Source organism: Methylobacterium sp. Leaf99, assembly GCF_001422375.1.
Classification (GTDB): domain Bacteria; phylum Pseudomonadota; class Alphaproteobacteria; order Rhizobiales; family Beijerinckiaceae; genus Methylobacterium.
In genome coordinates this window covers 637,946-664,729 of the sequence record NZ_LMMU01000007.1, presented here as the reverse complement: position 1 = coordinate 664,729, position 26,784 = coordinate 637,946, and the positions used below count along the sequence as shown (strand labels likewise).

The 26,784-nt window shown below is 71.8% G+C and carries 26 protein-coding genes and 1 riboswitch; of the genes, 10 read left to right on the top strand and 16 right to left on the bottom strand.

The features are described 5' to 3' along the window. The first annotated feature begins 82 nt into the window (after nt 1-82). A complete protein-coding gene (locus ASF28_RS14000; RefSeq protein ID WP_056093527.1) occupies nt 83-337 on the top strand; it encodes a hypothetical protein in 255 nt (84 codons plus the stop codon). On the opposite strand, the gene ASF28_RS13995 is transcribed toward ASF28_RS14000, so the two are convergent. From ASF28_RS13995 to purE, 6 genes are all read right to left on the bottom strand, one after another. After that, on the bottom strand, nt 321-1,412 hold the full coding sequence (locus ASF28_RS13995) for an ABC transporter permease (protein ID WP_056093524.1): 1,092 nt from the start codon (nt 1,410-1,412) through the stop codon (nt 321-323). The genes ASF28_RS14000 and ASF28_RS13995 overlap by 17 nt on opposite strands. Next, nucleotides 1,409-2,332 (bottom strand): ABC transporter permease, encoded by a 924-nt coding sequence (locus ASF28_RS13990; RefSeq protein WP_056093522.1) that lies wholly within the window; start codon nt 2,330-2,332, stop codon nt 1,409-1,411. The genes ASF28_RS13995 and ASF28_RS13990 overlap by 4 nt, the downstream gene beginning before the upstream one ends. Then, nucleotides 2,329-3,927 (bottom strand): peptide ABC transporter substrate-binding protein, encoded by a 1,599-nt coding sequence (locus tag ASF28_RS13985; protein WP_056093520.1) that lies wholly within the window; start codon nt 3,925-3,927, stop codon nt 2,329-2,331. The genes ASF28_RS13990 and ASF28_RS13985 overlap by 4 nt, the downstream gene beginning before the upstream one ends. A 509-nt stretch (nt 3,928-4,436) precedes the next feature. Then, nucleotides 4,437-4,871 (bottom strand): GlcG/HbpS family heme-binding protein, encoded by a 435-nt coding sequence (locus ASF28_RS13980; RefSeq protein WP_056093518.1) that lies wholly within the window; start codon nt 4,869-4,871, stop codon nt 4,437-4,439. A 19-nt stretch (nt 4,872-4,890) separates the two neighbouring features. Then, complete coding sequence (locus tag ASF28_RS13975; protein WP_056093515.1) at nt 4,891-6,000, bottom strand: 5-(carboxyamino)imidazole ribonucleotide synthase; 1,110 nt, start codon at nt 5,998-6,000, stop codon at nt 4,891-4,893. Beyond that, complete coding sequence (purE, locus tag ASF28_RS13970) at nt 5,997-6,494, bottom strand: 5-(carboxyamino)imidazole ribonucleotide mutase (protein ID WP_056093512.1); 498 nt, start codon at nt 6,492-6,494, stop codon at nt 5,997-5,999. Before purE ends, ASF28_RS13975 begins: the two co-directional genes overlap by 4 nt. 215 nt (nt 6,495-6,709) lie before the next feature. Next, nucleotides 6,710-6,922, top strand: a riboswitch (cobalamin riboswitch). A gap of 103 nt (nt 6,923-7,025) precedes the next feature. Between purE and ASF28_RS13965 the strand changes: the two genes are divergently transcribed. The 5 genes from ASF28_RS13965 to ASF28_RS13945 are packed head-to-tail and all read left to right on the top strand — an operon-like array spanning nt 7,026 to nt 12,649. After that, nucleotides 7,026-7,868, top strand: a complete 843-nt coding sequence (locus ASF28_RS13965; protein ID WP_056093509.1) for a class I SAM-dependent methyltransferase — start codon at nt 7,026-7,028, stop codon at nt 7,866-7,868. After that, nucleotides 7,868-10,042, top strand: a complete 2,175-nt coding sequence (locus ASF28_RS13960) for a TonB-dependent receptor (RefSeq protein WP_056093507.1) — start codon at nt 7,868-7,870, stop codon at nt 10,040-10,042. The genes ASF28_RS13965 and ASF28_RS13960 overlap by 1 nt, the downstream gene beginning before the upstream one ends. After that, nucleotides 10,042-10,923: an ABC transporter substrate-binding protein gene (locus tag ASF28_RS13955; protein ID WP_056093505.1), complete on the top strand. Its 882-nt coding sequence runs from the start codon at nt 10,042-10,044 to the stop codon at nt 10,921-10,923. Before ASF28_RS13960 ends, ASF28_RS13955 begins: the two co-directional genes overlap by 1 nt. After that, the gene (locus ASF28_RS13950; protein WP_056093502.1) at nt 10,920-11,906 is read left to right on the top strand and encodes a FecCD family ABC transporter permease; all 987 of its coding nucleotides are present in this window, start codon (nt 10,920-10,922) and stop codon (nt 11,904-11,906) included. Before ASF28_RS13955 ends, ASF28_RS13950 begins: the two co-directional genes overlap by 4 nt. Next, on the top strand, nt 11,903-12,649 hold the full coding sequence (locus ASF28_RS13945) for an ABC transporter ATP-binding protein (RefSeq protein WP_056093499.1): 747 nt from the start codon (nt 11,903-11,905) through the stop codon (nt 12,647-12,649). The genes ASF28_RS13950 and ASF28_RS13945 overlap by 4 nt, the downstream gene beginning before the upstream one ends. Before the next feature lie 25 nt (nt 12,650-12,674). On the opposite strand, the gene ASF28_RS13940 is transcribed toward ASF28_RS13945, so the two are convergent. From ASF28_RS13940 to ASF28_RS13930, 3 genes are all read right to left on the bottom strand, one after another. After that, complete coding sequence (locus ASF28_RS13940) at nt 12,675-13,694, bottom strand: histone deacetylase family protein (RefSeq protein WP_056093497.1); 1,020 nt, start codon at nt 13,692-13,694, stop codon at nt 12,675-12,677. Nucleotides 13,695-13,704: 10 nt separating this feature from the next. Continuing rightward, on the bottom strand, nt 13,705-15,021 hold the full coding sequence (locus tag ASF28_RS13935) for an MFS transporter (RefSeq protein ID WP_056093495.1): 1,317 nt from the start codon (nt 15,019-15,021) through the stop codon (nt 13,705-13,707). A 162-nt stretch (nt 15,022-15,183) separates the two neighbouring features. Then, entirely contained in the window at nt 15,184-15,471 is a 288-nt protein-coding gene (locus tag ASF28_RS13930) for a hypothetical protein (protein ID WP_056093493.1), read from the bottom strand. A gap of 298 nt (nt 15,472-15,769) precedes the next feature. Here ASF28_RS13930 and ASF28_RS13925 point away from each other — a divergent pair, with 298 nt between their 5' ends. Both ASF28_RS13925 and ASF28_RS13920 read left to right on the top strand, forming a co-directional pair. Next, nucleotides 15,770-17,167, top strand: coding sequence for an MFS transporter (locus tag ASF28_RS13925; protein ID WP_200912676.1), 1,398 nt, complete (start codon nt 15,770-15,772; stop codon nt 17,165-17,167). 105 nt (nt 17,168-17,272) lie between these two features. After that, nucleotides 17,273-17,512, top strand: coding sequence for a hypothetical protein (locus tag ASF28_RS13920; protein ID WP_056093488.1), 240 nt, complete (start codon nt 17,273-17,275; stop codon nt 17,510-17,512). Nucleotides 17,513-17,546: 34 nt separating this feature from the next. Here the strand turns inward: ASF28_RS13920 and ASF28_RS13915 are convergent, their stop codons facing one another. Beyond that, complete coding sequence (locus tag ASF28_RS13915) at nt 17,547-18,509, bottom strand: hypothetical protein (RefSeq protein WP_056093485.1); 963 nt, start codon at nt 18,507-18,509, stop codon at nt 17,547-17,549. A gap of 526 nt (nt 18,510-19,035) precedes the next feature. On the opposite strand from ASF28_RS13915, the gene ASF28_RS13910 reads away from it, so the two are divergent. Next, on the top strand, nt 19,036-20,721 hold the full coding sequence (locus ASF28_RS13910; RefSeq protein WP_056093482.1) for a methyl-accepting chemotaxis protein: 1,686 nt from the start codon (nt 19,036-19,038) through the stop codon (nt 20,719-20,721). 55 nt (nt 20,722-20,776) lie between these two features. Here the strand turns inward: ASF28_RS13910 and ASF28_RS13905 are convergent, their stop codons facing one another. From ASF28_RS13905 to ASF28_RS13890, 4 genes are all read right to left on the bottom strand, one after another. Further along, the gene (locus ASF28_RS13905) at nt 20,777-21,133 is read right to left on the bottom strand and encodes a hypothetical protein (protein WP_056093479.1); all 357 of its coding nucleotides are present in this window, start codon (nt 21,131-21,133) and stop codon (nt 20,777-20,779) included. Nucleotides 21,134-21,135: 2 nt separating this feature from the next. Beyond that, nucleotides 21,136-22,254: an NADH:flavin oxidoreductase/NADH oxidase gene (locus ASF28_RS13900; protein WP_056093476.1), complete on the bottom strand. Its 1,119-nt coding sequence runs from the start codon at nt 22,252-22,254 to the stop codon at nt 21,136-21,138. 53 nt (nt 22,255-22,307) lie between these two features. Further along, nucleotides 22,308-24,251 carry an AMP-binding protein gene (locus ASF28_RS13895; RefSeq protein ID WP_056093475.1) on the bottom strand — a complete coding sequence of 648 codons (1,944 nt, stop codon included), beginning with the start codon at nt 24,249-24,251 and terminating at the stop codon, nt 22,308-22,310. A gap of 242 nt (nt 24,252-24,493) precedes the next feature. Continuing rightward, nucleotides 24,494-24,676 (bottom strand): YdcH family protein, encoded by a 183-nt coding sequence (locus tag ASF28_RS13890; RefSeq protein ID WP_056093472.1) that lies wholly within the window; start codon nt 24,674-24,676, stop codon nt 24,494-24,496. 328 nt (nt 24,677-25,004) lie between these two features. Here ASF28_RS13890 and ASF28_RS13885 point away from each other — a divergent pair, with 328 nt between their 5' ends. Continuing rightward, nucleotides 25,005-25,223: a YdcH family protein gene (locus ASF28_RS13885; protein WP_056093470.1), complete on the top strand. Its 219-nt coding sequence runs from the start codon at nt 25,005-25,007 to the stop codon at nt 25,221-25,223. A gap of 279 nt (nt 25,224-25,502) precedes the next feature. Here ASF28_RS13885 and ASF28_RS23395 read toward each other — a convergent pair whose 3' ends face one another. Next, the gene (locus ASF28_RS23395; protein WP_244475018.1) at nt 25,503-26,126 is read right to left on the bottom strand and encodes a zincin-like metallopeptidase domain-containing protein; all 624 of its coding nucleotides are present in this window, start codon (nt 26,124-26,126) and stop codon (nt 25,503-25,505) included. Nucleotides 26,127-26,129: 3 nt separating this feature from the next. After that, nucleotides 26,130-26,489, bottom strand: coding sequence for an ArdC family protein (locus tag ASF28_RS23390; protein WP_244475017.1), 360 nt, complete (start codon nt 26,487-26,489; stop codon nt 26,130-26,132). Nucleotides 26,490-26,784: the final 295 nt, after the last annotated feature.

Here is a 26,784-nt window from a genome sequence, read left to right as displayed (position 1 = left end):
CCGCCGAAGTCGCCAACGGTTCCGCCAAGCTTTCATCGCCGCCGGGTGAAATGGCATCCTCGTTCCGGATGCGTCCTCCCCCATGATCTCCCGTGCCGGCCTCGCCGCCCTCCTCGCCGCCCTCGTTCTCGTCGGGTCCGCCCGGTCCTCCGGTGCGGAGGACCTCGCCCGGTCCGGGTTCGAGTGGTGGCGCCTGCGCCCCACCGACGTGACCACGACGGGATCGACGGGCACGCCGCCGCGCGCATCGCGCGACGGAGCGGATGCGCAGACCGAAGCGCCGGGGGAGCGGCGCGCCGTGCGGGTGGTCTATCCGGGGCTCACGGCGGGGCGGTGAGGCCGTCGCGGCGCGGGTCGAGGGCCTTGCCCAGGGTATCGCCCAGGACGTTGAGGGCCAGGAGCGTCGCCACGAGGAAGGCCGCCGGGACAGCGAGCATCCAGGGGGCGGATTCGAGGGCGCGCGCGCCCTCCGCGATGAGGGCGCCCCAGCTCGTCTCCGGCTCCTGGACGCCGAGTCCGAGGAACGACAGGAAGCTCTCCAGCAGGATCACCCGCGGCACCAGCAGGGTCGCGGCCACGGCCACGGGCCCGAGGGTGTTGGGCACGATGTGGCGGGCGAGGATGCGCGGGGCGGACAGGCCGAAGGCCTCGGCGGCCCGGACGAAGTCGCGCCGGCGCAGGGACAGGGTCTGGGCCCGGACCATGCGGGCCATGTCGAGCCATTCGACGGTGCCGATGGCCACCAGGATGAGGCCGAGGCCGGCGGGGAAGAACACCAGCAGCATGATGACGAAGAACACGAACGGCAGGGCGTAGAGCACGTCGACGGCCCGCATCATCACGGCGTCGAGGCGTCCGCCGGCGTAGCCCGCCACGGCCCCGTAGACGAGGCCGATGACGAGGGCGACGGCCGTGGCGACGAGGCCGATGGCGAGGGAGACCCGGCCGGCGACGAGGCTGCGGGTGAGGAGATCCCGCCCGAGGCCGTCGGTGCCGAGCAAGAAAAACCGTCGCAGCACGGGTGCGGCGACGACGAGTCGGCGTCCGTCCTCGGACCGTTCGAGGATCGTCGCCGGGCCGAACAGGTCGGAGCGGGGCAGGTAGGTCAGCACGCGCGGGTCGATGAGCTTCGGCGCGTCGAGTGTCACGCGCGCCGTTCCATCCCGGAACGTGACGGCCGCCACCGTCACACGCATGCGGAACGCGAGCCGGTCCAGGGCCGGCCGCACCGTCTCGGGGCGCGGATGGGCGGCGAGGCCCGGCGCGGTGCCGACGAGGTCGGGGTAGATCCGCCCCGGCGCATGGCCGGTGAGGCTCGGACCGACGAGGCACGCGAGGGCCATGGCGACGAGGAACCCGAGGGCGGCCAGGGAGGCCCGGTCGCGGACGAGGCGCTGAACCACCCGCCTCATGGGGCGGTCCGCAGGCGCGGGTCGAGCAACGCGCAGGCGACGTCGGCGGCGAGGTTGAGGACCACGACGAAGACGCCCACCAGCACCACGGTGCCCATCACCAGGGTGTAGTCGCGGTTGAGGGCGCCATCGACGAAGTAGCGCCCGAGGCCGGGAAGGCCGAACAGGGTCTCGACCACCACCGAGCCGGTGAGCAGGGCGGCGGCGGTGGAGCCGAGGATCGCCACCACGGGCAGCAGGGCGGCGCGCAGGGCATGGCGGGCGATGCGGTGCGCCGGCAGGCCCATGGCGCGCTGGGTCCGGATGTGGGGCAGGGCGAGGGTCTCGCGCAGGGACGCCCGGGTGAGGCGGGCGAGGATGCCGGCCTGGGGCAGGGCGAGGGTCAGGACCGGCAGGACGAGGTGGCGCGCCGCGCCGCCCTCCCAGCCGGCGATGGGGAGCCAGCCCAGCGCGAGGCCGAACACGATCTGGAGCAGGGGCGCGACGACGAAGGTCGGCACCGCGAGGCCGAGGCCGGCGCCGAAGCCGACCACCCGGTCGAGGGCGCCGCCCGGCCGGAGCGCCGCTCCGGTGCCGAGGCCGATGCCGAGAATCAGTGCCAGCACGAGGGCGAGGCCGCCGATAGTCATGGAGACGGGCAGGCCGCGGGCGAGGAGTTCGGCGACGCCGAGGTCGCGGAACGAGAAGGACGGGCCGAAATCGCCCTGCAGCAGGGCGCCGAGGTAGCGCAGATACTGGACCGGAAGGGACTGATCGAGGCCGTAGGTCCTTCGCAGGGCCGCCATGGCGGCCGGGGCCAGGGGGCGCTCCAGGTCGAACGGCCCGCCGGGGGCGAGGCGGACGAGGAAGAAACTGATCGTCACCACGGCAAACAGGGTCGGGACCGCCTGCAGCAGCCGGCGCAGGACGAAGCCGATCACGCCTCCAGCCTCAGGAAGCGCGTCGGCGCGGCGTTGCGGAGATTCGCGTGATAGCCCGTGAGGCGCGGGCTGATCAGGGCCTTCGAGCGGGTGTGCATCACCGGAATCCACGGCAGGTCCGTCACTACGATGGTCTCGGCCCGGAACAGCAGGTCGGCCCGGCGGGCGAGGTCGGTCTCGGCGGCGGCGTCCCGCATGAGGGCGTCGTAGTCCGGGTTGGCGTAGTGGCCGGGGTTGAGGGTGTCGTTGCCGCCCTGGAGCAGGAACAGGAAGTTCTGGGGGTCGGAATAGTCGGCGACCCAGGAGATTCGCGCCACACCGAAAGGTCGGCCGTCGCGCAGGTAGGCGAAGTGGGTCTTGGCGTCGGTGTAGGTGAAGCGCGTCTCGACGCCGATGCCGCGCCACATCTCGGCGATGGCCACCGCCGTGTTGCGGTTGTTGTCGCTCGCATTGAAGCGGTACTCGATGGCGAGGGGCTTCCTGCCCGGCCCGAAGCCGGCCGCGTCGAGAAGCGCGCGGGCTTCGTCCTCGCGGTCGATGGGCAGGGCGTCGCGGCCGGCGAGGTCCGGCGGCGTCCGGTAGTGGTCGAGGCCGGGCGGGCACAGGGAATAGGCCGGGTCCATGGTCTCGCCCCACAGGCGCTGGGCCAGGAACTCGCGGTCGATGACCAGGGACAGGGCGCGGCGGACCCGGACATCGTCGAACGGCGCCCGGCGGGTGTCGAGGGCCAGGGCGTAGAGGCCGAGCGACGGTCCGAGCACCACCTGCGCGCCGAACCGCGCCCGGAGGGAGGCCATCTGGTCGCCGGGCAGGTCGGCCAGCGAATCGATCTCGCCGCCGGCGTAGCGGCGCACGGCACTGGCGAGGTCCGGCGTCGGCAGGAACGCGACGCGGGGGATCGCGACGTCCGCCGCCGCGTGGAAATGCGGGTTGCGGGCCAGGGTGACGCGGTCGTTGGGCACGCTCTCATGCAGCAGGTAGGCGCCGTTGGAGACGCCGTTTTCGGGCCGGGTGAAGGCGTCGCCGAAGCGCCGCACCGTGCCCGGATGGACCGGCAGGGCGGTGGAATGGGTGAGGAGTTCGAGGAAATACGGGGTCGGCCGCTCCAGGGTGATCTCAAGGGTGCGGGGGGCGGGCGCCGCGACTCCGATGGTGTCGGGCGCGGCATGGCCCGCATTGACCGACACGGCGTTGCGGATCGGCGCGAGGATTTCGGCGTATTTCGCCCCGAGGGCCGGATCGAGGATGCGGCGCAAGCTGAACACGAAGTCGGCGGCCAGCACCGGATCGCCGTTCGACCAGCGCGCGGCTTCGCGCAGGGTGAAGCCGTAGGTCAGGCCGTCGTCGGAGACGGTCCAGGCCTCGGCGCATCCGGGGACGATGCGGCCGTGATTGTCGTAGGTGAGCAGGCCCTCGTAGAGGTCGCGCAGGATGTGCGCCTCGGCCACCGTCGAGGATCTGTGCGGATCGAGGGTTCCGGGATCGGCGTCGTTCCCGCGCCGGTAGAGCCCGGCGGGCGCGGCCTCTACCGGGCGGACGAGGGCCGCGGCGGCGAGCCCCGCCAGGCAGTGGCGGCGGTGCGGGGCCGGTGTCATGCCGCCTTCGCGGAGACACGGCGGAGCGCGACACGTCCCCAATCCTTCCGGGTAATGCCGTCACAGATGGAGAATTGCGCTCGCATCAGCCCTCGGCCCGTCGCGCGGACCGCAGGCGCGCATCCCCCTCTCCCCGCCTGCGGGGAGAGGGCCGCAGGCACCCCGTCGTGCCTGCGGCAAGCGCAGGCGAAGCCGGAGCGAGGGTGAGGGGGCTTCGTCGGATGAGACTCTTCCGGACGCGCCCCCTCACCGTCGGCTGCCGCCTCGACGCGCTCCCCGACGAGGGGGAGACGCGTCCCTCTCCCCGCACGCGGGGAGAGGGGATGCGCACCGGGAATTTCGCTCCTTCGACGGTGCGCGTCTGCGGAGGGTAGACCGCCATCCTCATCAGCGATCGTCCTCCCTAGAAGGAGAGACGCCCAGCGCTCGCCCCAACAGGTCGGAATGCGACGTTCAGGCCGCTCGATGGGGATCGTCCGGCGAGGCACGGAGCGCATCGCCGGCCGGTCTCAGGCGCCGGTCTGCGCGACAAACCCCGCCGCCTCGATGCCGGCGACGGCGCAGAGTTCGTCGTTGTCGGAGGTGTCGCCGGAGATGCCGACGGCGCCGAGCAGCGTGTCGCCGTGGCGGATGAGGACGCCGCCCGGCACCGGCACCAGGGCGGCCGGACCGACGAGGTGGCTCACGGCGGCGATGAAGGTCGGGTCGGCCTCGGCGCGCTTGGCGATGGCGCGCGAGCCGAGGCCCAGGGCCAGGGCGCCGTTGGCCTTGCCCATGGCGATCTCGGCTCGGCGCAGGGACGTGCCGTCTTCGGCCGCCAGGGCCTTGAGGGCGCCGCGGGCGTCGAACACCACCACCACGAGGGGCTTCAGGCCGTGTGCGCGGCCGGCCTCCAGGGCCTTTGCGACGAGGGTCTGGGCGGCGGCAAGGCTGAGGTCGGTCATGAGGACACTCGCGAGACGATCAGGTTTTCGGAAGAAGGCGGGTGACGTGGCCCATCTTGCGGCCGGGCCGGGCCTCGCCCTTGCCGTAGAGGTGCAGGTGCGCGCTCGACTGGGCCAGGAGGCCGGCCCAGTCCGACACCTCGTCGCCGATGAGGTTGTGCATCTCGACAGCCATGCCGCCGACGCGGGCGGGGTCGCCGAGCGGCCAGCCGCAGACGGCGCGGACATGCTGGGCGAATTGCGAGGTGATGGCGCCCTCGATGGTCCAGTGGCCGGAATTGTGGACGCGCGGGGCGATCTCGTTGACCACCACCCGGGCCGGGCCGTCGCCCTGCGGCACCAGGAACATCTCGACGGCGAGGACGCCCACATAGTCCAGAGCCTCGGCGATGCGCCGGGCCATGCCGATGGCGGCGGCCTCGGTCTGCGGCGCGATACCGGGGGCGGGCACGCGGGTGACGGCGAGGATGTGGTCGCGGTGCTCGTTGGCGCAGGGCTCGTAGGCGGCGAACGCCCCGTCGGGGCCGCGGGCGGCCACCACGGAGATTTCGGCCTCGAACGGCACGAAGCCCTCGAGGATGCAGGGGGCGCCGTCGAACTCGGCCAGGATCGCGGCGGCGTCGACGTCGCCCTCCGCCCGGATCATGCGCTGGCCCTTGCCGTCGTAGCCGAAGCGCCTCGTCTTCAGGATCGCGGGCCGGCCGATGGCGTCGAGGGCCCGCACGAGGTCGTCGGGCGTATCGACGATGCGGAACGGGGCGGTCTCGATGCCGAGGTCGTTGATGAAGGTCTTTTCGGCAAGCCGGTCCTGCGTCGTGGCCAGCGCCCCGGCATTGGGGCGGAGGGGGGCCTTGGCGGCGAGCGCCTCGGCGGCGGCGGCCGGGATGTTCTCGAACTCGTAGGTCACGACATCGACGCCGGCGGCGAAGCGCGTCAGGGCTTCGACGTCGTCGTAGGCCGCCACGGTCCGCATGGCGCAGACGTCGAAGGCCGGGCTGTCGTCGTCGGGGGCGAAGACGTGGACCTTCAGGCCGTAATTGGCGGCCGCCAGGGCGATCATGCGGCCGAGCTGGCCGCCGCCGACGATACCGAGGGTGGAGCCGGGCTGGACTTCTGGTGTGGCGGTCAAGGGAGGTCGCTTTGCGGATGGTCGGCGACGCTCGCGGTCTGCGCGGCGCGCCAGGCTTCGAGGCGGCCGGCGAGGGCCGGATCGGTGAGCGCCAGGATGGCGGCGGCCAGGAGCGCCGCGTTGACGGCGCCGGCCCGGCCGATGGCGAGGGTACCGACGGGGATGCCGGCCGGCATCTGCACGATGGACAGCAGGCTGTCCTGGCCGGACAGGGCCTTCGATTCCACGGGCACGCCGAGGACGGGGAGGGGGGTCATGGCGGCGGTCATGCCGGGCAGGTGCGCGGCCCCGCCGGCGCCGGCGATGACCACCTGGAAACCCTCGGCCTTGGCGCCCTTGGCGAAGGCGACGAGGCGGTCGGGCGTGCGGTGGGCCGAGACGATGCGGTCGGTGTGGGCGACGCCGAGGGCGTCGAGGGTCTCGGCGGCATGGCGCATGGTCGCCCAGTCGGACTGGCTGCCCATGATGATCGCGACCGGATTGGCTCCCGCCATCGTCGTCCCATCCCTCTCGGAGTCAGGGGGCGGGAAGCCCGCGGCTCCCCAATCCAGCCGCATACAAGCGCCGCGTCCGAGCCGCAAGGCGGCGCCGGCCCATCGGTTCCACCGCCCACGGGCCATCGTCGCCCAACGGCCACGGTCGCCCCTCGATCACGGTTATCCGCATCCCGTTCCCGTCATGCCCGTTGACATCGACGGGGCCGCGCCAGCACTTGAACGCCAGTCAAGGTTCTCGCCGTCACAAGACGGTGAGCGAAGAGGGAATTCGGTGCGGTGCGCGAGCACCAAGGCCGAAGCTGTCCCCGCAACTGTAAGCGGCGAGCCGCCCGTCGATCAGCGTCACTGGTGAGACATCACCGGGAAGACCAGACGGATGGCACCGACCCGCGAGCCAGGAGACCTGCCTCGACTGAAACGTATCTCGTGGGCGGGGTGTCCTGACGGGTTGCATGCCTTGCGCGGCATCCCGTCCGCGCGCGCCTGCGCCCCCTCATCGGCAGCCCCGCAAGGTTCGGGGAAGGACCGATGATGACACCATTCTCTGCCGCCGGGGCGAACCGGCTCGATGAATCCCAAGGCTTCGAATCCCAAGGCTTCGACCATGGGCCGCCGCCGGGATCGGGCGGCGCCTCGCCCGAGCCCGACGGCGTCGACCCCCTCGAACGCTACGCCGCCGGCATCGACACCTCCGACTACGTCGCCCGCGTCGCCCCCCTGATCCGCGCCGCCGTGCCGAACCTCGGCGACCTCCTCGACATCGGGGCCGGCGGCGGCCAGCTCGGTGCGCACCTGCGGGTGCCGGGCCGGGCCTGGAGCGTCGTCGAGCCCGCCCCCGTGATGCAAAGCCGTCTGCAGGCCCTCGATCCCGCCCCCCGCCTCGTCCGCAGCGGCTGGAAGGCGGCGGGCCTGCCCACCGCCTGCGCCGACACGGTGCTCGCCGCCAACATGCCGGCGCCCCTCACCGAACCGGCGGCCTTCCTGGCGCGCTGCCGCACATGGGCGCGCCGCAGCGTGGTCTGGGTCGTCCCGGCCCAGCACGGTCCCCGCGGCATCTGCCTCGCCGGCTGCCTGCCGCAGGCCTGGCACGGCGAGGACGAGACGCCCGGCGTCGACATCGTCCTGCGCGGCCTCTCGGCGGCCGAGCGGCCGGCCATCGTCGCCGAGACCGCCTGGACCTTCACGGCCGTCGTCGCCGACGTGGCGCGGACGGCGCTCTCGCTGGCCGACCGCCTCGGCTGGCCGCCGGGCGATCCGCGTAGACCCGAGTTGCGGGACCACCTCGCCGCCCGGGCCGTGCCCGTCGCCGATGGTCATCGCCTCTCCGTCGCCCGGACCTCCGCCGTCCTCGTGTGGAGGACCCACTCGTGATGGTGCGCGTCCTCTCCCGCCTCGTCCTCGCCTGCCTCGGCGGGACCGCCCTCGTGTCCTTCGCCCAAGCGCAGGGCGAGCAGGCGGTCACCCTCGACCAGCTCGTGGTCACCGCCACCGGCCGGCCCGAGCCGCGCTCCGAGATCGCCGGCACCGTCCAGGTCATCGACCGGGCGATGATCGAGACCTCGACGGCCAAATCCATCACCGACCTCCTGGCCGAGAACGCCGTGGGCTTCTTCTCGGAATGGACGCCGGGCCAGACCTCCATCAACATCCGCGGCGGCGCCACGGACGGACAGGGCAAGGACTTCAAGAGCCAGGTCCTCGTCCTCATGAACGGCCGGCGCGCCGGCACCGCCAACCTGTCGAAGCTGTCCATCGCCGACGTGGAGCGCATCGAGATCGTGCGCGGGCCGTCCTCGGTGATCTACGGCAGCCAGAACATCGGCGGCGTCATCAACGTCATCCTGAAGACCGGCCGCACGGCGCCCGGCACCCTGGTGGAGGGCATCGGCGGCGTCTGGGGCCTCGGACAGGGCCGCGCCCAGACCGGCGGCACGGCCGGGCCCATCGACTACTATCTCGGTGTGTCGGGGGCGCAGCGGGACGACTACTTCGCCGGGACGGGGGGCGGCCGCATGGCCAACACCCAGTGGAATCGCATGGGCATCACCGGGGCGCTCGGCCTCCAGATCGACCCGAACCAGCGCCTGGACTTCAGCCTGCGCACGGACGGCATCTACGGCGTCGGCTTTCGCGGCTCCGGCGGCAACCTCTACAGTAAAGACGACCGCATCAACGGCTCGTTCGACGCGAGCTACACCGGGCGGACGGAGGACGACCGCTTCAGCCTGTTCGCCCAGGCCTACAGCGTCACCGACGAGGACCGCTTCAAGTGGGCCTCTCCGGTCCAGCGCGGCGGCACCAACCTGCCGGCGCCGGGAACCGCGGCCGATTACAACACCCGATTCCTCGACATCCAGGGCACCCGGTTTCAGCCGCGCGCCCGCCTGCTGCCGGGCAACGACCTCCTGCTCGGCTGGGACTGGGAGACCAGCCGCCTGCGCTCGGACCGGTTCCGGGTCGGCGTGCCGGGCAATCCCCTGGCCCAGGTCTCGCCCCAGGACAACAACCAGACCGACCAGTTCCACGCCCTCTACCTCGAGGACACCCAGCGCCTGTTCGACGACCGGGTGACCCTGCGGGCCGGCGTGCGCCAGACCTACGGCACCACGAGCTTCGACCCGACGCCGTACCTCGCCGCCCAGGTGACGGGCGCGCGCCCCTACGAGGCCACCACCTACTCCGTCGGCGCCACCTACCGGGCCACCGACTGGGCCGCGTTCCGCATCGGCGCCTCGTCGGGCTTCCGCGCGCCGACGGCCACGGAGATCGCCGCCGACTTCAACACGCTCGGCGGCGGGCGCATCTTCGGCAACCCGAACATCCGGCCCGAGACCAGCGAGCAGATCGAGATCGGCACGACGTTCACCAACGGCGTCGCCCGCCTCGACCTCGCCCTGTTCCAGAACACCATCACCGACCGGATCATCACCCGGGCGCGCTCGGCCAACGCCAACACCTCGGACTACGTCAACAACGGCGGCGACGTGGTCATCCGGGGCCTGGAGGCGCAGTTCGAGACCGACATGCTGAAGGTCGTCGGCTGGGAGTCCGAGGTCTGGCGCTGGCGGACCACTGCCAACGGCAACTACAACTTCGACATGAAGGACGAGGGCTCTCTCACCGTCGCCTCGGCCAACACCCACCGGGTCGAGCGCGTCTACCAGTACCAGCTGGCCCTCGGCACCCGCATCGGCCAGGCCGGCGTGCCCTATCCCTGGACCGTCCAGGTCCAGGGGGTGCTGAACGGGCCGGTCTGGTACAACACCGAAGAGAACCTGCGCGTCCCCGCCGCCGAGCCCTACCGCGAGTTCATCTGGCGCAAGGACCCGTTCGTCCTCGTCAATCTGCGCGGCGAGGTCGACCTCCTGCCCGGCGTGAAGCTGTTCGCCCAGGTCCGCAACGTGTTCGACACCAACTACCACCCGCTGTTCATCGCCATCGCCGGCCAGACGCCGACCCTCGCGGACCTGCGGTTCTACAACGGCAGCGTCGGCACCTCGTCGCCGGGACGCGACCTCCAGGTCGGCGTCCAGGCGCGGTTCTGATGCGCGCGGCCGCGACCGGTCTTTTCGCGATGCTGGTCGCGGCCGGGCCCCTTGGCGCGGAGCCCGTGCGGGTGGTCGATGCCCTTGGGCGAGCAGTGGTTCTGCCCGCGCCGCCCCGGCGCATCGTCACGATCTTCTCGTCCAACACCGAACTCGTCGCGGCCCTCGGCCTCACAGAGCGCATCGTCGGCATCGACGCCTTCACCCGCTACCCGCCGGAGGCAGCCGCCAAGCCGGTGGTCGGCGGCCGCCTCGGCTTCTCCGTCGAGGCCATCGCCGCGCAAGATCCCGACCTCGTCGTGCTGACGCCGGCCCGGCAGGCGGTGCACCAGATCCTCGACGCCCTGGAGCGGATCGGCGTGCCGGCCCTGGTGCTGACGAGCCGCACCGTGGCGGAGGTGGTGGAGAACCTGCGCCTGCTGGCACGCGCCACCGGCGTGCCCGAGCGGGGCGAGTCCCTGGCGGCCGGTCTCGACGCCCGCCTCGCGGCCGTGCGGGAGCGGGTCGCGGCCCGTCCCTGCCGGCGGGTGGTGATGGTGACGGGGCGCCTCGGCAACGGGCTGCTCCTGAGCGCACGCCGCGACACCTATACGGGCGATGCCATCCTCCGCGCCGGCGGCTGCTTCGCGCTGTCCGGAGGGAGCGTGCCCCAGGTCTCGCCGGAAGCCGTGTTCGCCGCCGATCCCGACGTGCTGCTGCTCGCCGGTTCGGCGGACGAGATGGCGGAACTGGCAGGGCGGCCGGGATTCTCCGGGATGCGCGCCGTCACCACGGGCCACGCCCACGCCGTGCCCCGCGCCGAGTTCCTGATCCCCGGTCCCCGCACCATCGCGGGGATCGAGCGCCTCGCCGGCCTGCTCCATCCGGCCGAGGCCCCGTGACGGCGGGGATCGGACGGCCCGTCCTCCTCGCCCTGGCGCTTCTGGCCTGCCTCGTCTTCGCGGCCTGCGCCGGGCACCGCTGGGCCGGGCCCCTCGACCTCGCCCGCGCGCTGGCGGGCGATCCCGACCTCGGCGCCCGCCTGCTGGTCGCGTGGCGCCTGCCCCGAATCCTGGCCGCCGGCCTCGTCGGCGCGCTCCTTGGCCTCGGCGGGGCGATCTTCCAGGGCGTGTTCCGCAATCCCCTGGCCGAGCCCTACCTGCTGGGCTCCGCCGGAGGGGCGGCCATCGGCGCCACCATCGCCCTTCTCGTACCCCTCGGTCTTCCCTCCAGCCTGGCGCTCGGCGGCCTGTCCTTCGCCGGGGCCTGGGCCGCGACCGGGCTGGTGCTGGCCGTGGCGCACGGCGCCCGCGACACCGCCGGGCTGCTCCTCGCCGGCGTCGCCGTCGCGGCGATGCTCGGGGCCGTGCGATCGTTCCTGATGCTGGCCCTGTCCGACGAGAGCGTGAGCCTGCAGGTGGTCCTGAGCTGGACGCTCGGCGGCATCCAGACCCCGACCTGGGCCGGCCTCGGCCTCCTGGCGATCCTCGTGGCGATGGCCCTGGCCGCGAGCCTGTCCCTCGCCCGCGGCCTCGACCTCCTCGGCCTCGGCGCCGATCAGGCCGCGGCCTTCGGGCTGGAGACCGGCCGGTTCCTGCGCCGCGCCGTCCTCGTCGGGGCCTTCGTGGTCGCCGTGGCCGTGGCCTATGGCGGCCTCGTGGGCTTCGTCGGGCTCATCGCCCCCCACATCGCCCGCTGGTGGGTCGGTCCCCGGCACCGGGCCCTGCTGCCGGTGGCGGCCTGCATCGGCGCCGGCCTCGTTCTCGTCTGCGACGGGCTCGCCCGCTCCGTCCTGCCCCCGGCGGAAATCCCCCTCGGGCTCATCACGGCGGCGGCGGGCGGACCGTTCTTCCTCGTCCTCCTGCGCCGGCGGATGGGCGCATGAGCGTCCTCGCGGCCGATGACCTCGTCGTGGGGGCGGCGCGCATCCTCGACGGCGTGTCGTTCCGGGCCGAGCCCGGCCGCCTCGTCGGGCTGATCGGCCCCAACGGCGCCGGCAAGTCGACCCTCCTGCGCTGCCTCGCCGGCCTCGCCGTGCCGGATTCCGGTGCGGTGACCCTCGACGGGCTTGCCCTCGCGGCCCTGCCGGCGGCCGAGCGCGGGCGCCGGATCGGCTACCTGCCCCAGAGCTTCCAGCCGGCCTGGGACTACACCGTGCGGGCGGTGGTGGAACTCGGCGCGAGCCGGGCGCCCGGTGCGGCCCCGCGGGTCCCCGCCGCCCTGGAGGCGCACGGCCTCGCGGCCCTGATGGACCGGCCGTGGTCGCGGCTGTCCGGGGGCGAGCGCGCCCGCGCGCTCCTGGCCGCCGTGCTCGTCGCCGAGCCGCCCGTGCTGCTGGCCGACGAGCCCGGGGCCAGCCTCGACATCGGTCACCGCATCGACCTGCTGCGCCGCCTCGCCGCCTATGCCCGCACCCGCACGGTGGTGGTCGTCCTGCACGACCTCGAGCGCGCCGTGCGCGATTGCGACCGGCTCGTGCTCCTCGACCGGGGCCGCCTCGTCCTCGACGGCCCTGCCCATGAGGTCGCCACCTCGCCCCTGCTCGACGCCACCTTCGGCGTCCGCTTCCGACGCGTCGCCATCGGCCCCGACGACGCGTCGATCCTCGGCGTCCGACCGGATCGGTGAAGCCGCGTCTCGCCCGCCGCGGCGCTCATCGGCCGGCGGCAAACCCCGAAAAAAACCGTCCCGCGAGGTCGGACAGGCTGTCGATGGCGTAGCCGCCCTCCTGGACGATCAGGGTCGGCAGCCCGATCGCCCCGATGGCCCGTCCCAGGCGCTCGAACCCCGCGGCGCTGACCGCCACCTTCGCCTGCGGATCGTGGGCGTAGATGTCGAACCCGAGCGCCAGGACCAGGACGTCCGGGGCGTAGCGGTCGAGGGCCGCGCGGGCGATGTCGAGCTGTGCGAAGAACACGTCCTCCGACGATCCGTGCGGCATGGGCAGGTTGAGGTTGAAGCCGAGACCGTCGCCGCGGCCGGTCTCGTCGGCGTATCCGGCGACGACGGGATAGAAGTTCGTCGGATCGCCGTGGATCGAGACGTAGGAGACGTCGTTTCGGTCGTAGAAGATTTCCTGGATGCCCTGGCCGTGATGCATGTCGGTGTCGAGGATCGCGACGCGCGCGAAGCGCCCGGCCAGGCGCTCGGCCGCAACGGCGGCGTTGTTGAGGAAGCAGAAGCCCCCGGCGGCGGCGCGCCGGGCGTGGTGCCCCGGCGGCCGGCACAGGGCGTAGGCCTCCCGCGCGCCCCCCAGGATGGCGTCGGCCCCCGCGACGGCGCACTGGGCCGAGGCGTAGGCGGCCCGGTAGGTGTGCGCCCCGATGGGCGCACTCCCGTCGGCGATGTGGCACGCGGCCTTCGCCAGGATGCCGACGGGGTTCGCGGTCTGGACGAAGATGTTCGACATCACCTCGTCGCCCCAATCCTCGCTTTCAGCGATCCAGTCCGCATGGGCCGACCGGAGGAAGGCGAGGTAGTCGGGGGCATGGACGGCGGCGATGGGGGCGAGACCGCGATCCTCCGGCTCGACGACGTCGAATCCGAGACCCCTCGCGGCGGCGAGGAGGGCGGCGGCGCGGGCCGGGAGCTCCTGCGGCGCCCGCATGGCGCCCCGTGAGAAGTAGGTGCGGGGCTCGTGCAGGGACTGGTCCCGATGGAAGAAGGTCTTCATCGGACGGCTCTCAGGCGGGTTCGAGGCGCGCGTCCGTCCGGCCGCGCAGGGCGTGCAGCGCCAGGACGGAGACGAGGGAGATGGTCGCGATGACGCTGAACAGGATCGCCAGGGGCATCCAGTTCCCGTCGGCCTTCTGGGCCAGCATGGTGCCGAGCAGGGGGGTCAGCCCGCCGAAGATCGCGCCGCTGAGCTGATAGGCCATGGAGATCCCCGTGTAGCGGTACCGCGTCGGGAAGGATGCGCTCACGTAGCCGGCGATGACCGCGTAATACGCCCCGAGGCCCGCCACGGCGATGCCGATCCCGAGGGTGACGCTGACGAGGTCGCGCTGCTCGACCAGGGTGAACATGGCGTAGGGCGCGACGATGGAATACGCGGCGGTGCAGACCAGGAACCGGATCACCGAGGTCCGTTCGGCGATGTAGGCCGAGAGCGGCGTGATGATGAACTGCATGATCGAGACGATGAGCAGGCAGTCGATGATCGTGCCCCGCGCGAGCCCGAGGTAGCTCGTGGTGTAGGAAATCATGAACGTGTTGGTGAAGTAGAACCCGGCGATGCCGAGGACGTTGCTGCAGATCGCGGCGATCAGCAGCCCCTTGGAGTTGGCGAAGATCTCCCGGAGCGGGGCCTGATCCTGCTTCAGGCTGGCAAGGCGCCGCCGCCGCGCGGCGATGAAGTCCGGCGATTCCTTCACGCCCATGCGAATGGCGAACCCCACCACCAGCATGACGGCGCTGAACAGGAACGGCACGCGCCAGCCCCAGCTCAGCAGATCGGCCTCAGGCAGGAGGGTCACGAACTTGAACATCACCATGGACAGGATCAGCCCGGCCGGGCTTCCGAGCTGGGCGAAGGACGCCATGAACGTCCGGCGGTCCTCGGTGCGGGCGTGCTCGCTGGCGAGCAGGACGGCGCCGCCCCATTCGCCGCCGACGGCGATGCCCTGGACGAACCGGAGGGTCACCAGCAGGATCGGCGCCCAGATGCCCACCATGGCGTGCGTCGGCAGCAGGCCGATGAGGACCGTCGACACGCCCATCATGACGAGGGTGATGATCAGGGATTTCTTGCGGCCGACGCGGTCGCCGAGATGTCCGAAGATCGCCCCGCCGAGGGGCCGCGCCAGGAACCCCACCGCGAAGGTCCCGAACGCGGCGAGCGTCCCGTAGAAGCTGTCGACCTGCGGGAAGAACAGGCGTCCGAAGACGAGGGCGGCCGCCGTTCCGTAGATGAAGAAATCGTACCATTCGATCATGGTCCCGACGAACGCGGCGATGCCGGCCCGCACCGGCTGATGAATGTCCGTTCCGTCGCCCGTCATCGATCCAGATCCTCACCGACAGAGACGTCGCGGGGCCGCCGCGCCCCTTCGCTCGCCCCGATCGCCTGATCCTGCCGAACGGCGCGGCATCCGTCGAGGGCGCCCCGGTGGCGAGGCCCGGACGCGGCGGGCGCGTCCGCTCCGCCCGCCAGACCCGGCCGCCTACGGGCGAGGCGCCGACGTCGATCCGGACGTGCCGCCGGCACCGCTGTTCGTGCTGCCGTTCTTGCCGAGCGTCCGCGCCGTGCCGTTGTGATCGGACGGGCGGCCGCCGGGATTCGCGTCCGTGTTGGCGGCCGAGCCCGTGGTCCGCGTGTCGGCCTTCGCGTCGTTGCTCTGGACGCTGCCGGGATTGTTCACGGCGCCGCCATCCGCCGGACCTTGCGCGAAAGCCGCCGAAGTCAGCGACAGGATCAGGGCGGTGGTGAGGGCGAAGGTCGTTGCGCGCATGAAGGCTCCGGGTTTCGACTGAGAATGGACGGGAAACGCGCCCCGGCCCGCCTTCGTTCGCCGGTCGAGGGACGAACCGCAGGAGGCGGGGCGCGGCCTTCGCCGGGGCCGCCCGAACCGTTGGCGACACGGTCGGGCGCCGCGCTTGCCAAGGGCCGTGCGGCGGACGCATTCAGGGGGCCTCACGAAACGGCCGGTCCCCGCTCCGGGCACGACCCGCGCGGCGGGCGTCCTGCGAGGGACGTCCGGCTCCCCCTGAAGCGCCTGCGAGTTCATCCCGCCAATGTCTTCTTCGAGCATGTCGCCCGCGAGTCCGGCGCCGGGTCCGTCGGGCCAGGGCTTGCCGCCGGGCCGGCGCGGCCGGGCCATGGTGGCGGTGCTCACGGGCGTGGCGCTCGCCACCCTCGACACCGCCATCGCCAACACCGCCCTGCCGACCATCGCGGCCGATCTCGGCGTCGATCCGGGCGCCTCGGTGTGGATCGTGAACGCCTATCAGCTCGCCGTGGTGGCGACCCTGCTGCCGATCGCGGCCCTCGGGGAGATCGTCGGGCAGCAGCGGATCTACATCGCCGGCTTCGTCCTGTTCACGGCGGCCTCCCTCGTCTGCGCCCTGACCTGGTCCCTGCCCACTCTTGTGGCGGCCCGCGTGCTCCAGGGCGTCGGCGCGAGCGCCCTGATGGCGGTGAACATCGCGCTCATCCGCTTCATCTATCCGGCCGACCGCCTCGGGCGCGGCGTCGGGCTCAACGCCTTCGTGGTCGGCGTCGGCTTCGCGGTCGGCCCGACCGTGGCCTCCCTGATCCTCGTCGCCGCGCCGTGGCCGTGGCTCTTCGCCGTCAACGTGCCCATCGGCCTCGTCGCCCTGGCCCTGGCCTGGACCGCGCTGCCGGACACCGGACGCTCCGGCCACCGGTTCGACGTGCCGGGCGCGTTCCTCAACGCCGCCGCCTTCGCCCTCCTCGTCCTCGGGCTCGGCGAGGCCGCCCACGAGGCTCCCCTCTGGCACGTCCTGGCGGAGATCGCCGGGTCGCTCGCCTGCTTCGCCCTGCTCCTGCGCCGGCAGGCCGGCCACCCGGCGCCGATGCTCGCCGCCGACCTGCTGCGGCGACCGCTCTTCGCCCTCTCGGCCCTGACCTCGGTGTGCTCGTTCGCGGCCCAGGGCCTCGCCTTCGTCTCGCTGCCCTTCCTGTTCCAGCACACCCTCGGGCGCAGCCAGGTCGAGACCGGCTTCCTGATGACGCCGTGGCCCGTCGTGGTCGCCGTGATGGCGCCGCTCGCCGGACGCCTGTCGGACCGCTATCCGCCGGGCCTGCTCGGCGGCATCGGCCTCGCCGGCCTCGCCGTCGGCATGGGCCTGCTGGCGGCTCTGCCGGCGAGCCCGAGCGTCATCGATATCGGCTGGCGCATGGCGATCTGCGGCGCCGGCTTCGGCTTCTTCCAGGCCCCGAACCTGCGCGCCCTCATGACGAGCGCCCCGGCCGCGCGGTCCGGGGGCGCGAGCGGCATCGTCGCCACCTCCCGCCTCCTCGGCCAGACCATGGGCGCGGCCCTCGTGGCCGCCTGCTTCCTCGTCACGGAGGCCCATGGGCCGGCCCTCGCCCTCGGGCTCGGCGGCGTCTTCGCCGCCCTCGCCAGCGCCGTGAGCTTCTTGCGTCTCGCGGTTCGCCCCGGGACGACGGCCGGCCCCGCGTAGGATTCCGCTATAGGACGCCCGGCATGGGACGCCCGCTATGGGACGCCCGGCGCCCCGGCGCGTTGTCCCGCCGGCGCCCCGTCACCGACGCCCGAGGACACCGACATGACGAAGCTCTTCATCGCCAACATCCGCGCCGCCGAGGGCCCCCGGCCCCTCGTGACCGTCCGCGCCGCCGCCGAGGGCGAGGCCCGCCTGTTCCTCGCCGCCGCCTATCCCGACGACGAGGTGATCGACGTGGCCGAGCCGAGCGACTGGACCAGCGACGCGGATACCGGCGCCCGGGACGGCGACATCCGCGAGCATGCCGGCGTGGCGTGGCAGGCGCCGTCGAGCCTCGCTTGAGGGGCGATGCCCAGGCTCGTGACGACGGTCCCGCTCAGAACTCGACGCCGAAGCGGACCCGCAGGTTGTGGCGGGCGAACTGGGTCAGGTTGAACGCCCGGTCGGTGAAGGCCGGATCGCGGTCGTGGCCGAGGATCTGGGCCGCGTAGGCCACCGTGAGGAAGCCCTTCTCCGAGACCTGGCAGTGCAGCACCGGTCCGAGGAACACGGCGTGCCCGAGGAACCGCTTGAGGAACGCGCCGTCATAGGCCCGCATGGCCCGGATCTCCGGCCCGAGGAACAGCGTCTCGGTCATCCGGGCCATCAGCGTCCCCGACAGGGCGAGGGTGGAGGATCGATCGACCTCGCCCGAGCCCTTGAGGCGCGCCACCGACGGATCGTAGATCAGGTTCGCGCCGACCCACAGCCTGTCGGGGATGAGGCGCGCATCGGCCATGAGGCGGGTGTCCATGCTGAACACGTCGGCGCCCCGGCCCTCGATGGGCGTCACCCGCGAATACAGGGGCTCCGCCTGCACGGCGAGGCCGAAGGGGTGGTCGTCGGTGCGCTTGAGGACCTGGTACTTCAGTTCGAGGGAGCCGCCGTTGACGGTGGCGAACGCCTTGTCGGGCACGCCCGCGATGTTGCGGCTCCGCCGCGTGTCGAACTGCAGGCCGGGCTCGATGCTGAAATTGTCGGTGGGATCGACCTGATAGCTGACGATGGGCTCCGCGGCGCCGTATCCCGAGACCCCCGGCCCGCCGCGCCGCTTGCTGAAGCGGCCGATGGCATCGACCACCACCTCCTGCTCGCCCTTCTTGCCGGTGTCGGTCCCCTCCGTGAACCCGAACAGGTTCTCGGAATCGACCTTGTCCGGTTCGCCACCCTTCCCCCGGTCGTGTCCGGGTTCGGCCCGGGCGGCCCCCGCGAGCGCCGCGGCACCGACGACGAGGCCCAGGACCGCCGCGCGGGCGTGTCGGGGTGCGCGGTGACGCGGCGTGCGGACGGTCTGAGCCATCGCGCACGCTAGCCCGCGCGTCCGTCCGTGGCTGATGCACAAAGGTTACAGGACGACATCGCGAAGGTTTCGGCCAGCCATCTCGCAGAAACGCCAGTTCGGGTCGCATCGCATGTCGTCGAACGAAGGATCGCTCGATCCTATGGAGAGCGTATGGGGCATTCGGCACTCCGATGGGTGCGCCGCATGCCGACAGATACGGGCTGGCGACACCGTGGATGGGCCGATGACGTTTCGGTCGAAGGCCGGCCTTTCCCGGCTCCGTCCGCGAGACGGCGGGCTCGCGGTCCAAGATCGAAAACACGACCGCAACGATTATTTGTCGAGGATGCACCCGTACTGCGCACCGATCGGTGCATCGCCGTACCGACGATCGTACGGCAAGACGACGCAGCGAGTCCCCGGATACTCCAAGGTCCTGGGTGTTAACGCCAAAATCATCACCGCCGGCGACAATCCGCCCGTCACTGACCTGGACGACCGGCGCGCGGCACGTCGTCCGGCACCTCACGCGCCGAATCGTCCCATGCGCATCACCCTCAAAGCCACCCTCGCCGCTCTCTTCGGGGGCGTCGCCCTCATCGTCGCGGGCCAGGGCATCCTCTCGATCTCGAAGCTCGCCACGATCCGGCACGGCGTGAACGAGGTGGCGGCGAACTGGCTGCCCTCCGTCGCGACGGTCAACGAGATCAACGCCGCGGCCAGCCAGGTGCGCCTTCGGCAGTTCCGCCTCATCACCGCCTCCACGAGCCCAGAATCGTCGATGGAGAACCGGCGCTTCTACGAGGCCGCGACCGTCACCATGGCGGAGGCGCGCAAACGCTACGAACCTCTGATCTCTTCGGCCGAGGAGCGGGCCCTGTACGGACGCTTCGCCGAACTCTGGAGCCACTACGATCAGTCGAGCAAGCACCTCGTCGGCCTGATGGAGTCCGGCCGCCAGGCCGAAGCCCTGGCGGAGCTCGTCGGCCCCGATCTGCTCAAGACCTACTCCGACGCCGGCGAGATGCTCGCCCGCAACGTCGACCTGAACCGCAAGGGCGCGCAGCGGGACGCGGATGCGAGCGTCGCCACCGTCGACACCGCCTCGTTCCTCGCGATCGTGTCCATCGTCCTGACGGCCCTGGTCGCCCTCGGGGCGATGCTGATCGGCCTCGTGCGGATTTCCCGTCCTATCACGGCGATGACCGGGGCGATGAGCGGCCTGGCGACGGGCGACACCGCCACCGTCGTTCCCCACCGGACGCGGGAGGACGAGATCGGCGCCATGGCGCAGGCGGTCCAGGTGTTCAAGGACAACATGATCCGCGCGCGCGAACTCGAGAGCGAGACGGCGCAGGCCCGCCTCGCCGCCGAAGAGCAGCGCAAGGACGGCATGCGCCAGATGGCGGATCGGTTCGAGCAGGCCGTCGGCGGCATCATCGGCATGGTCTCGTCCTCGGCGACGGAGCTGCAGGCCACGGCGCAGACCATGACGTCGACGGCGGCGGAGACCGCCTCGCAATCCACCACCGTCGCGGCCGCCGCCGAGGAAGCCGCGGTGAACGTCAATACCGTCGCGGCCGCCGCGGAAGAGCTGGGCGTGTCCGTGCAGGAGATCGGCCGGCAGGTCAGCGGCTCGGCGCAGATGGCGCAGGCCGCGGTGACCGAGGCGGGCGCCACGGCGGCCCTCGTCCAGGAACTGGCCCAGGCGGCGAGCCGGATCGGCGACGTGGTCGGCCTGATCTCGACGATCGCCAGCCAGACCAACCTCCTCGCCCTCAACGCCACCATCGAGGCCGCCCGCGCCGGCGAGGCGGGCCGCGGCTTCGCCGTGGTGGCGGCCGAGGTCAAGGAACTGGCGAACCAGACGGCGAGGGCGACGGACGAGATCGGCGGCCAGATCGGCCGCATCCAGGCGGCGACGGGTCAGGCGGTCGCGGCGATCGACGGGATCACCAACCGGATTCAGGACATCAGCGGCACGGCCACGGCCATCGCGGCGGCCGTCGAGGAGCAGGGGGCGGCGACGCAGGAGATCGTTCGCAACGTCGCCCAGGCGGCGACGGGCACGGGCGAGGTGACGAGCAACGTGGCGGGCGTCGCCCAGGCCGCCGAGGAGACCGGCGCCGCGGCGGCCCAGGTTCTCGGCGCGGCCTCCGAACTCTCGCGCCAGTCCGAGCATCTCGACGCCGAGGTGGCCCGTTTCCTCGCCAGCGTCCGCGCGGCGTGACGGCTTCGGGCGCATCGCCGTGCGAACGGGGATGCGCCCGCCCGATAAGCGCGCGTCACGCCCGTTTGGCGCGCTTCCCGAAGGCCACGGCCAGCCGCGTGCGGGCCCGCTCCGGAATCTCCGTCTGCGATTCGATCCGCACCATCGGCATCTCCGCGCCGATGAGGCTCTTCGGGTCGAAGGTGAACTGAAGCGACCGCAGGCCGATCTCCAGGACGACCACGCCGTCGGCCTGGGTCAGGTCCTCCCCGAAAATCTCGATGAGGGGGCCGTCGGGGTCGCCCTTCTCGATCTGGATGATGAAGTAGCCGGCCGGCTCCTCCTCGTCATCGGCGCCGGAGACGAGGCAGATGCCGTTCTCCTCGTCGTAGCGGACGCGCTGGACCGAGAAGGTGGTGATGTCGTCGTCCATGCTCAGCGCTGTCCGTGGCGGGTCTCGAGAAACAGATCTTTGTATTGGCGCGGCTGGGAGCGCCAATACTGCTTGGGCGCCCGCACCTTGCCGCCGAGTTCGGCGGCCGCGTGCCAGGGCCAGCGCGGGTCGTAGAGCAACGCGCGGGCCAGCGAGATGGCGTCGGCCTTGCCCTCGGCCAGGATCGATTCGGCGTGGGCCGCTTGCGTGATCAGGCCGACCGCGATGGTGGTCAGCCCGGTCTCGGCCTTGATGCGTTCGGCGAACGGCACCTGATAGCCGGCCGAGAGCGGGATCTGCTGCGCCGTCGAGAGGCCGCCCGTGGAGACGTGGATGGCGGCGGCGCCCCGGCGCTTGAGGGCGTGGGCGAGTTCCACGGTTTCCGCGAGGGTCCAGCCGCCCTCGACCCAGTCGGTGGCCGAGACGCGCATCCACACGGGTTTTCCCGCCGGCACGGCGTCGCGCACGGCCTCGAAGCATTCGAGCGGAAACCGCATGCGGTTGGCGAGATCGCCGCCGTACTGGTCCGTGCGCCGGTTGGAGAGGGGCGACAGGAACTGGTGCAGGAGGTAGCCGTGCGCCCCGTGCAGCTCGAATCCGTCGATGCCGAGGGCGAGCGCCCGGCGGGCCGTGGCCACGAAACCGTCGCGGATGCGCTTCAGCCCCTCCGAATCAAGGGCGTGGGGCGGGACCTCGTCGGCGCCGTGGGCCACCGCCGAGGGCGCCTCCGTGCGCCAGCCGTCGGGGGCCTCGGGGTCGATCTGCGCGCCGCCGTCCCAGGGGGCGCGGCTCGAGGCCTTGCGCCCGGCATGGTTGATCTGGATCGCGATGGGGATGGGGGCGTAGGCCCGCACCGCGTCGAGGACGCGGCCGAGGGCCAGCTCCGTCGCGTCGGAATACAGCCCGAGGTCGGTGGGCGAGATCCGCGCTTCGGGCGAGACCGCCGTCGCCTCCAGGGTGAGCAAGCCGGCCCCCGACTGCGCCATCTGGGCGAGGTGCATGAGGTGCCAGTCGCCGGCCTGGCCCGCATGGGCCGAGTACTGGCACATGGGCGCCACGATGATGCGGTTCTCAAGTTCGAGGTCGTCGAGGCGCAGGGGCTCGAACAGGCGGACGGTCATGCGTGGCTCTCCCGGGCGATCCCCGCCCTTTTGGCCGAACCGGCGCGCCCCGGCTAGGGCGTCAGGCCCCGCGCCTTCAGGCTGGCGCCGATCTCGTCGAGGGCGCCCGCGTCGTCGATGGTCGGCGGCACCGTCCAGGGCTGCCCGTCGGCGATGCGCCGCATGGTCCCGCGCAGGATCTTGCCGGACCGTGTTTTGGGCAGGCGCGCCACGGTGAGCGCCAGCTTGAAGGCGGCGACGGGGCCGATGCGCTCGCGCACCAGGGCGACGAGTTCGGCCTCGATAGCGCCGGTATCGCGAAAAACGCCGGATTTGAGCACCACGAAGCCGCAGGGCTGCTCGCCCTTCAGGGCGTCGTGGATGCCGATGACGGCGCATTCGGCCACATCCGGGTGGCCGGCCAGGACCGCCTCCATCCCGCCCGTGGACAGGCGGTGGCCGGCGACGTTGATGATGTCGTCCGTGCGCCCGAGAACGGTGACGTAGCCGTCCGCGTCGACCACGCCCGCATCCGAGGTGTCGTACCAGCCCGGATAGGTCGTGAGGTAGCTGGCGCGGAAGCGCGCGTCCGAGCCCCACAGAGTCGGCAGGCATCCGGGCGGCAGGGGCAGGCGCAGGGCGATGGTCCCCATGGTGTCGGCGGGCACGGGCTTTCCCGCCTCGTCGAGCACGGCGAGGTCGTAGCCCGGCATCGGCACGCAGGCGCTGCCGTGCTTCACCGGCAGGAGGCCGAGCCCCAGGGGATTGCCCGCGATGGCCCAGCCCGTCTCCGTCTGCCACCAATGGTCGATGACCGGGCGGGCAAGGGCCCGCTCGGCCCAGGCGACGGAATCGGGGTCGGCCCGCTCGCCGGCGAGGAACAGGCTGCGGAAGCCGGACAGGTCGTGATCCCCCACCCGTTCGGCGCGGGGATCGTCCTTCTTGATGGCGCGCAGGGCCGTCGGCGCGGTGAACAGGCAGACGGCGCCGTACTCGGAGACCACCCGCCACAGGGCGCCGGCATCGGGGGTGCCGACGGGCTTGCCCTCGTACAGGATCGTGGTGCAGCCGTGGAGCAGGGGGCCGTAGACGATGTAGGAATGGCCGACCACCCAGCCGATGTCGGAGGCGCAGAAATAGGTCTCGCCGGGGGCGACGCCGTAGAGGTTGGGCATGGTCCAGGCCAGGGCCACGCAATACCCGCCGGTGTCCCGCACCACGCCCTTCGGCTTGCCCGTCGTGCCGGAGGTGTAGAGGATGTAGAGCGGGTCGGTGGCGGCCACGGGCGTGCACCCGGCCCGGCGGCCCGCCGCCTTCGCCCGCGCCACGGCCTCGGCCCAGTCGCGGTCGCGCCCCGCCACCAGGGTGGCTTCGGCCTGCGGGCGCTGGAGGATCAGGCAGGCCTCGGGCCTGTGCGCGGACGCCGCCAGGGCAGCGTCCAGCAGCGGCTTGTAGGCGACGACGCGGGTCGGCTCGATCCCGCACGAGGCGGCGAGCACCACCTTCGGCGCCGCGTCATCGATGCGGATCGCGAGCTCGTTGGCGGCGAATCCCCCGAACACCACGGAGTGGACCGCCCCGAGGCGGGCACAGGCGAGCATGCCGAACAGGGCCTCGGGCACCATCGGCATGTAGATCACCACCCGGTCGCCCCGGCCGACTCCGAGATCGGCGAGCAACCCGGCCAGGGTCGCCACTTCGTCGAGGAGGGCCGCATACGTGATCGTGCGCCGGGTGCCGGTGACGGGCGAGTCGTAGCGGATCGCCGCCTGTTCGCCCCGGCCGGCCGCGACGTGGCGGTCGACCATGTTGTGGCACGCGTTCAGGGTCGCATCGGGAAACCAGCGGCCGTAGGCGCCGGCCGCCGCGTCGAAGGCACGGACGGGCGGGCGCGTCCAGTCGAGGGCCCGGGCGGCGTCGAGCCAAAAACCCTCGGGATCGGCGAGCGAGGCCGCATGCAGGGTGGCGTAGGGCGTGTCGACCGTGCGGCCGGGCCGCGGCGTGGCAGGGGCGTCCATCGGGTCCTCCGGTCGTTCGACCGGTCGCTCCGCCGGCTTGGACCGGACCTTATCCGGGTTTCGCCCTGCGGCGTAGGCCATCGGCGTCGCGCGGCGTAGACCTGCGGCGTCGCGCGGCGTCGACCATCGGCGTCGCGCGGCGTGGGGCTCGGCCGGATACGAAAACCGCCGCCCTGGAGACCAGCGGCGGCGGCGAACACTCAGAGAAGGATACGCGGCGAGGAGATACGCGGCTGGACGGCTCAGTGGACCGAATCGGTGTCCTTTCGGAGCCGGTTCATCTCATCCTTGAGAAGGAGTTTCTTTCTCTTGAGTTCTGCGATGCGCAGGTCGTTCGCCGAGGGTCGGTGGGTGGCGTCGTGGATCTCCCGCTCGAGGGCTTCGTGCTTCCGGGCGAGCTGGGTGAGGTGCGTCTGCAGTGACATGAGTGTCTTCTCCTGTCTCGTTTCGACGGGCGGGAGACTGGCACACGATGAGCCGGCTGTCGAAGCCTATCGACGGCCAGGCTTGGCGGAATTTTTCGCGGCGGCGTCCCATGGTTAAGCCGGCGCTGCCCGCATTGGGCGCTTTTGCGGGGGCCGCGCCTGCGTCCCGCCGGGCGTGTCTTGCATGTGGGGCCCTGTCTTGCCTCCGCGGGCCTGTCTTGCCTCTGCGGGCCTGTCTTGCATGTGCACGCGGCCCGGAGGGTTCTTGCCGAGCCCGGAGCGGTGCCGCATGGTCGGCCCACGGGTGTTGCCAGGACTGCGGGTTGCGATGGCGAGTGAGTGGAACGACGACGAACCGGCGGCGTCCGCCGAGGAGCTGGAGCGGCTCAGGCAGGAGCACCGCGACCTCGACGGCGCCATCGACGCCCTCGAACTGAGCGTCGCCGGCGACCAGCTCCAGATCCAGCGCCTGAAGCGGCGCAAGCTCGCCCTGCGCGACCGGATTTCCTACATCGAAGATCAGATCACGCCCGATATCATCGCCTGATGCGGGCTCGCCCGGCGCGCGTCGCCGGGCCGCGACGGCGCCCGGTGCGGCCGCCATCCGCGCTCGGGGTCGGCCGGATTCCGAGACAACGTTTCACGCCTCAGGTCGTCCGGCCTCTGACAGCACCTCAGTGCAGGGGGACCATCTCGAAGATGAGCCGGCAGGCAATCCCGAATCTTCGATTTGTCGCCGAGGCTTGGGGTCCGCATCCTTACTGAGGACTGGCTGGGGCGCCAGGACACTAAGCCCAGCGCCGGCCACCTAAAAACCCCAGCCAATTCAGTCGCTTGTCTCGGCAGTTGCCTGGGGATGTGTAGCAGGATTGCGGTGCGGGCGGCAAGCACGCTTCGTGCCGGCGTCGGTGGTAAGGTCCGCGTTTTCGGTACGCTCAGGACCTGCTGAGTCCGGCTGCAGGGCGGTGAGGTAGTCCGCCGCCCGCGAGCCTTGGGCGGCAACGTGACTGAGTGCGCGGGGGTCGGCCCGCAGCAGCGGTGCCCAGGATGCACAATAGGCGGCGTGGTCCGGGTGGGGTGTGCGGGCGAAGCCGAGGTCGGCCAGGACGAAGGCGGCGCCAAGCTCGGCCACCAGTTCCTCGGCGGCGTAGGCGCGGGCGCCAAACCGGCTGGTAAGGTCGCGGGCGAGGCGGTGCGGAGCGCCAGTCCAGTGCACGAGTTCGTGGGCCAGCGTGCCGGCGTAGCCTGTGGCCGTGCGGAAGGCAGCGGGGTGCGGCAGGTGGATCATGTCGGTGGCGGGGACGTAAGAGGCGCGGGTGCCACCCTCACGGATCTGCGCGCCAGTGGCCGCAACGAATGCATCGAAGGCCGGTAGGGGGACCGGAGGAGGCATATCGACAGGCGTATCGGTGGTCGGTAGGGCGAGGTCGACCTGCGCGGAGTTGAACACGTATTAGGCGCGGGCGACGAAGGACGCACTGTCGAGCGCGTTGGCGTCGCTGGCCTTGGCTCGGTCGCTGCGGGGCAAATCCTTGTAGAAAAGGACCAGTGTGCCGCGCTCGGCCTTACGGACCTGCGACCCGATCGCCGCCCATTGTCGGTAGGTCGCCCAACGCGCGTCGGCGTAGCCATGGGCCCTCGCCGCGCACCACAGTGCCAGTATGTTGATGCCGCGGTATCGCCGTCCGGTTTGGGTGTTGCGCGGCATCGGGTCCGCGCCGTACCAGAGTGGAGTCCATGAAGCCGGATCGGCGTGTTCGAGTTGCGTGAGGATGGTTGCGGCAACGCGGGCGTGCAGGTCATGTGTCGGCATGAAGGTTGGGGGCTCCGGCCCGCCGTGACGTCGGCGGCTCGGTTGGTGTTTCCCGGGGCGGCAAGCGACGTTCACCGGATTAATGCCTACGAGATGCGGCTTTGCGTGTCGGTTATTGGGCCTGCTGCTCCGGCTCCATTTCCCGCTTTGCGAAAGATTTTGCTCTCCCGTCTGCTGCTCGTTCTGGATCTTGGTGAACGTTTGAGGGAGGCCGGCTTGCTGGAGGCAAGGCTTTGCCGGCGATTGGCAAAGCCTTGCATCGAACCGAAGTTAGTGGATCTCGGAGCCACGCCAT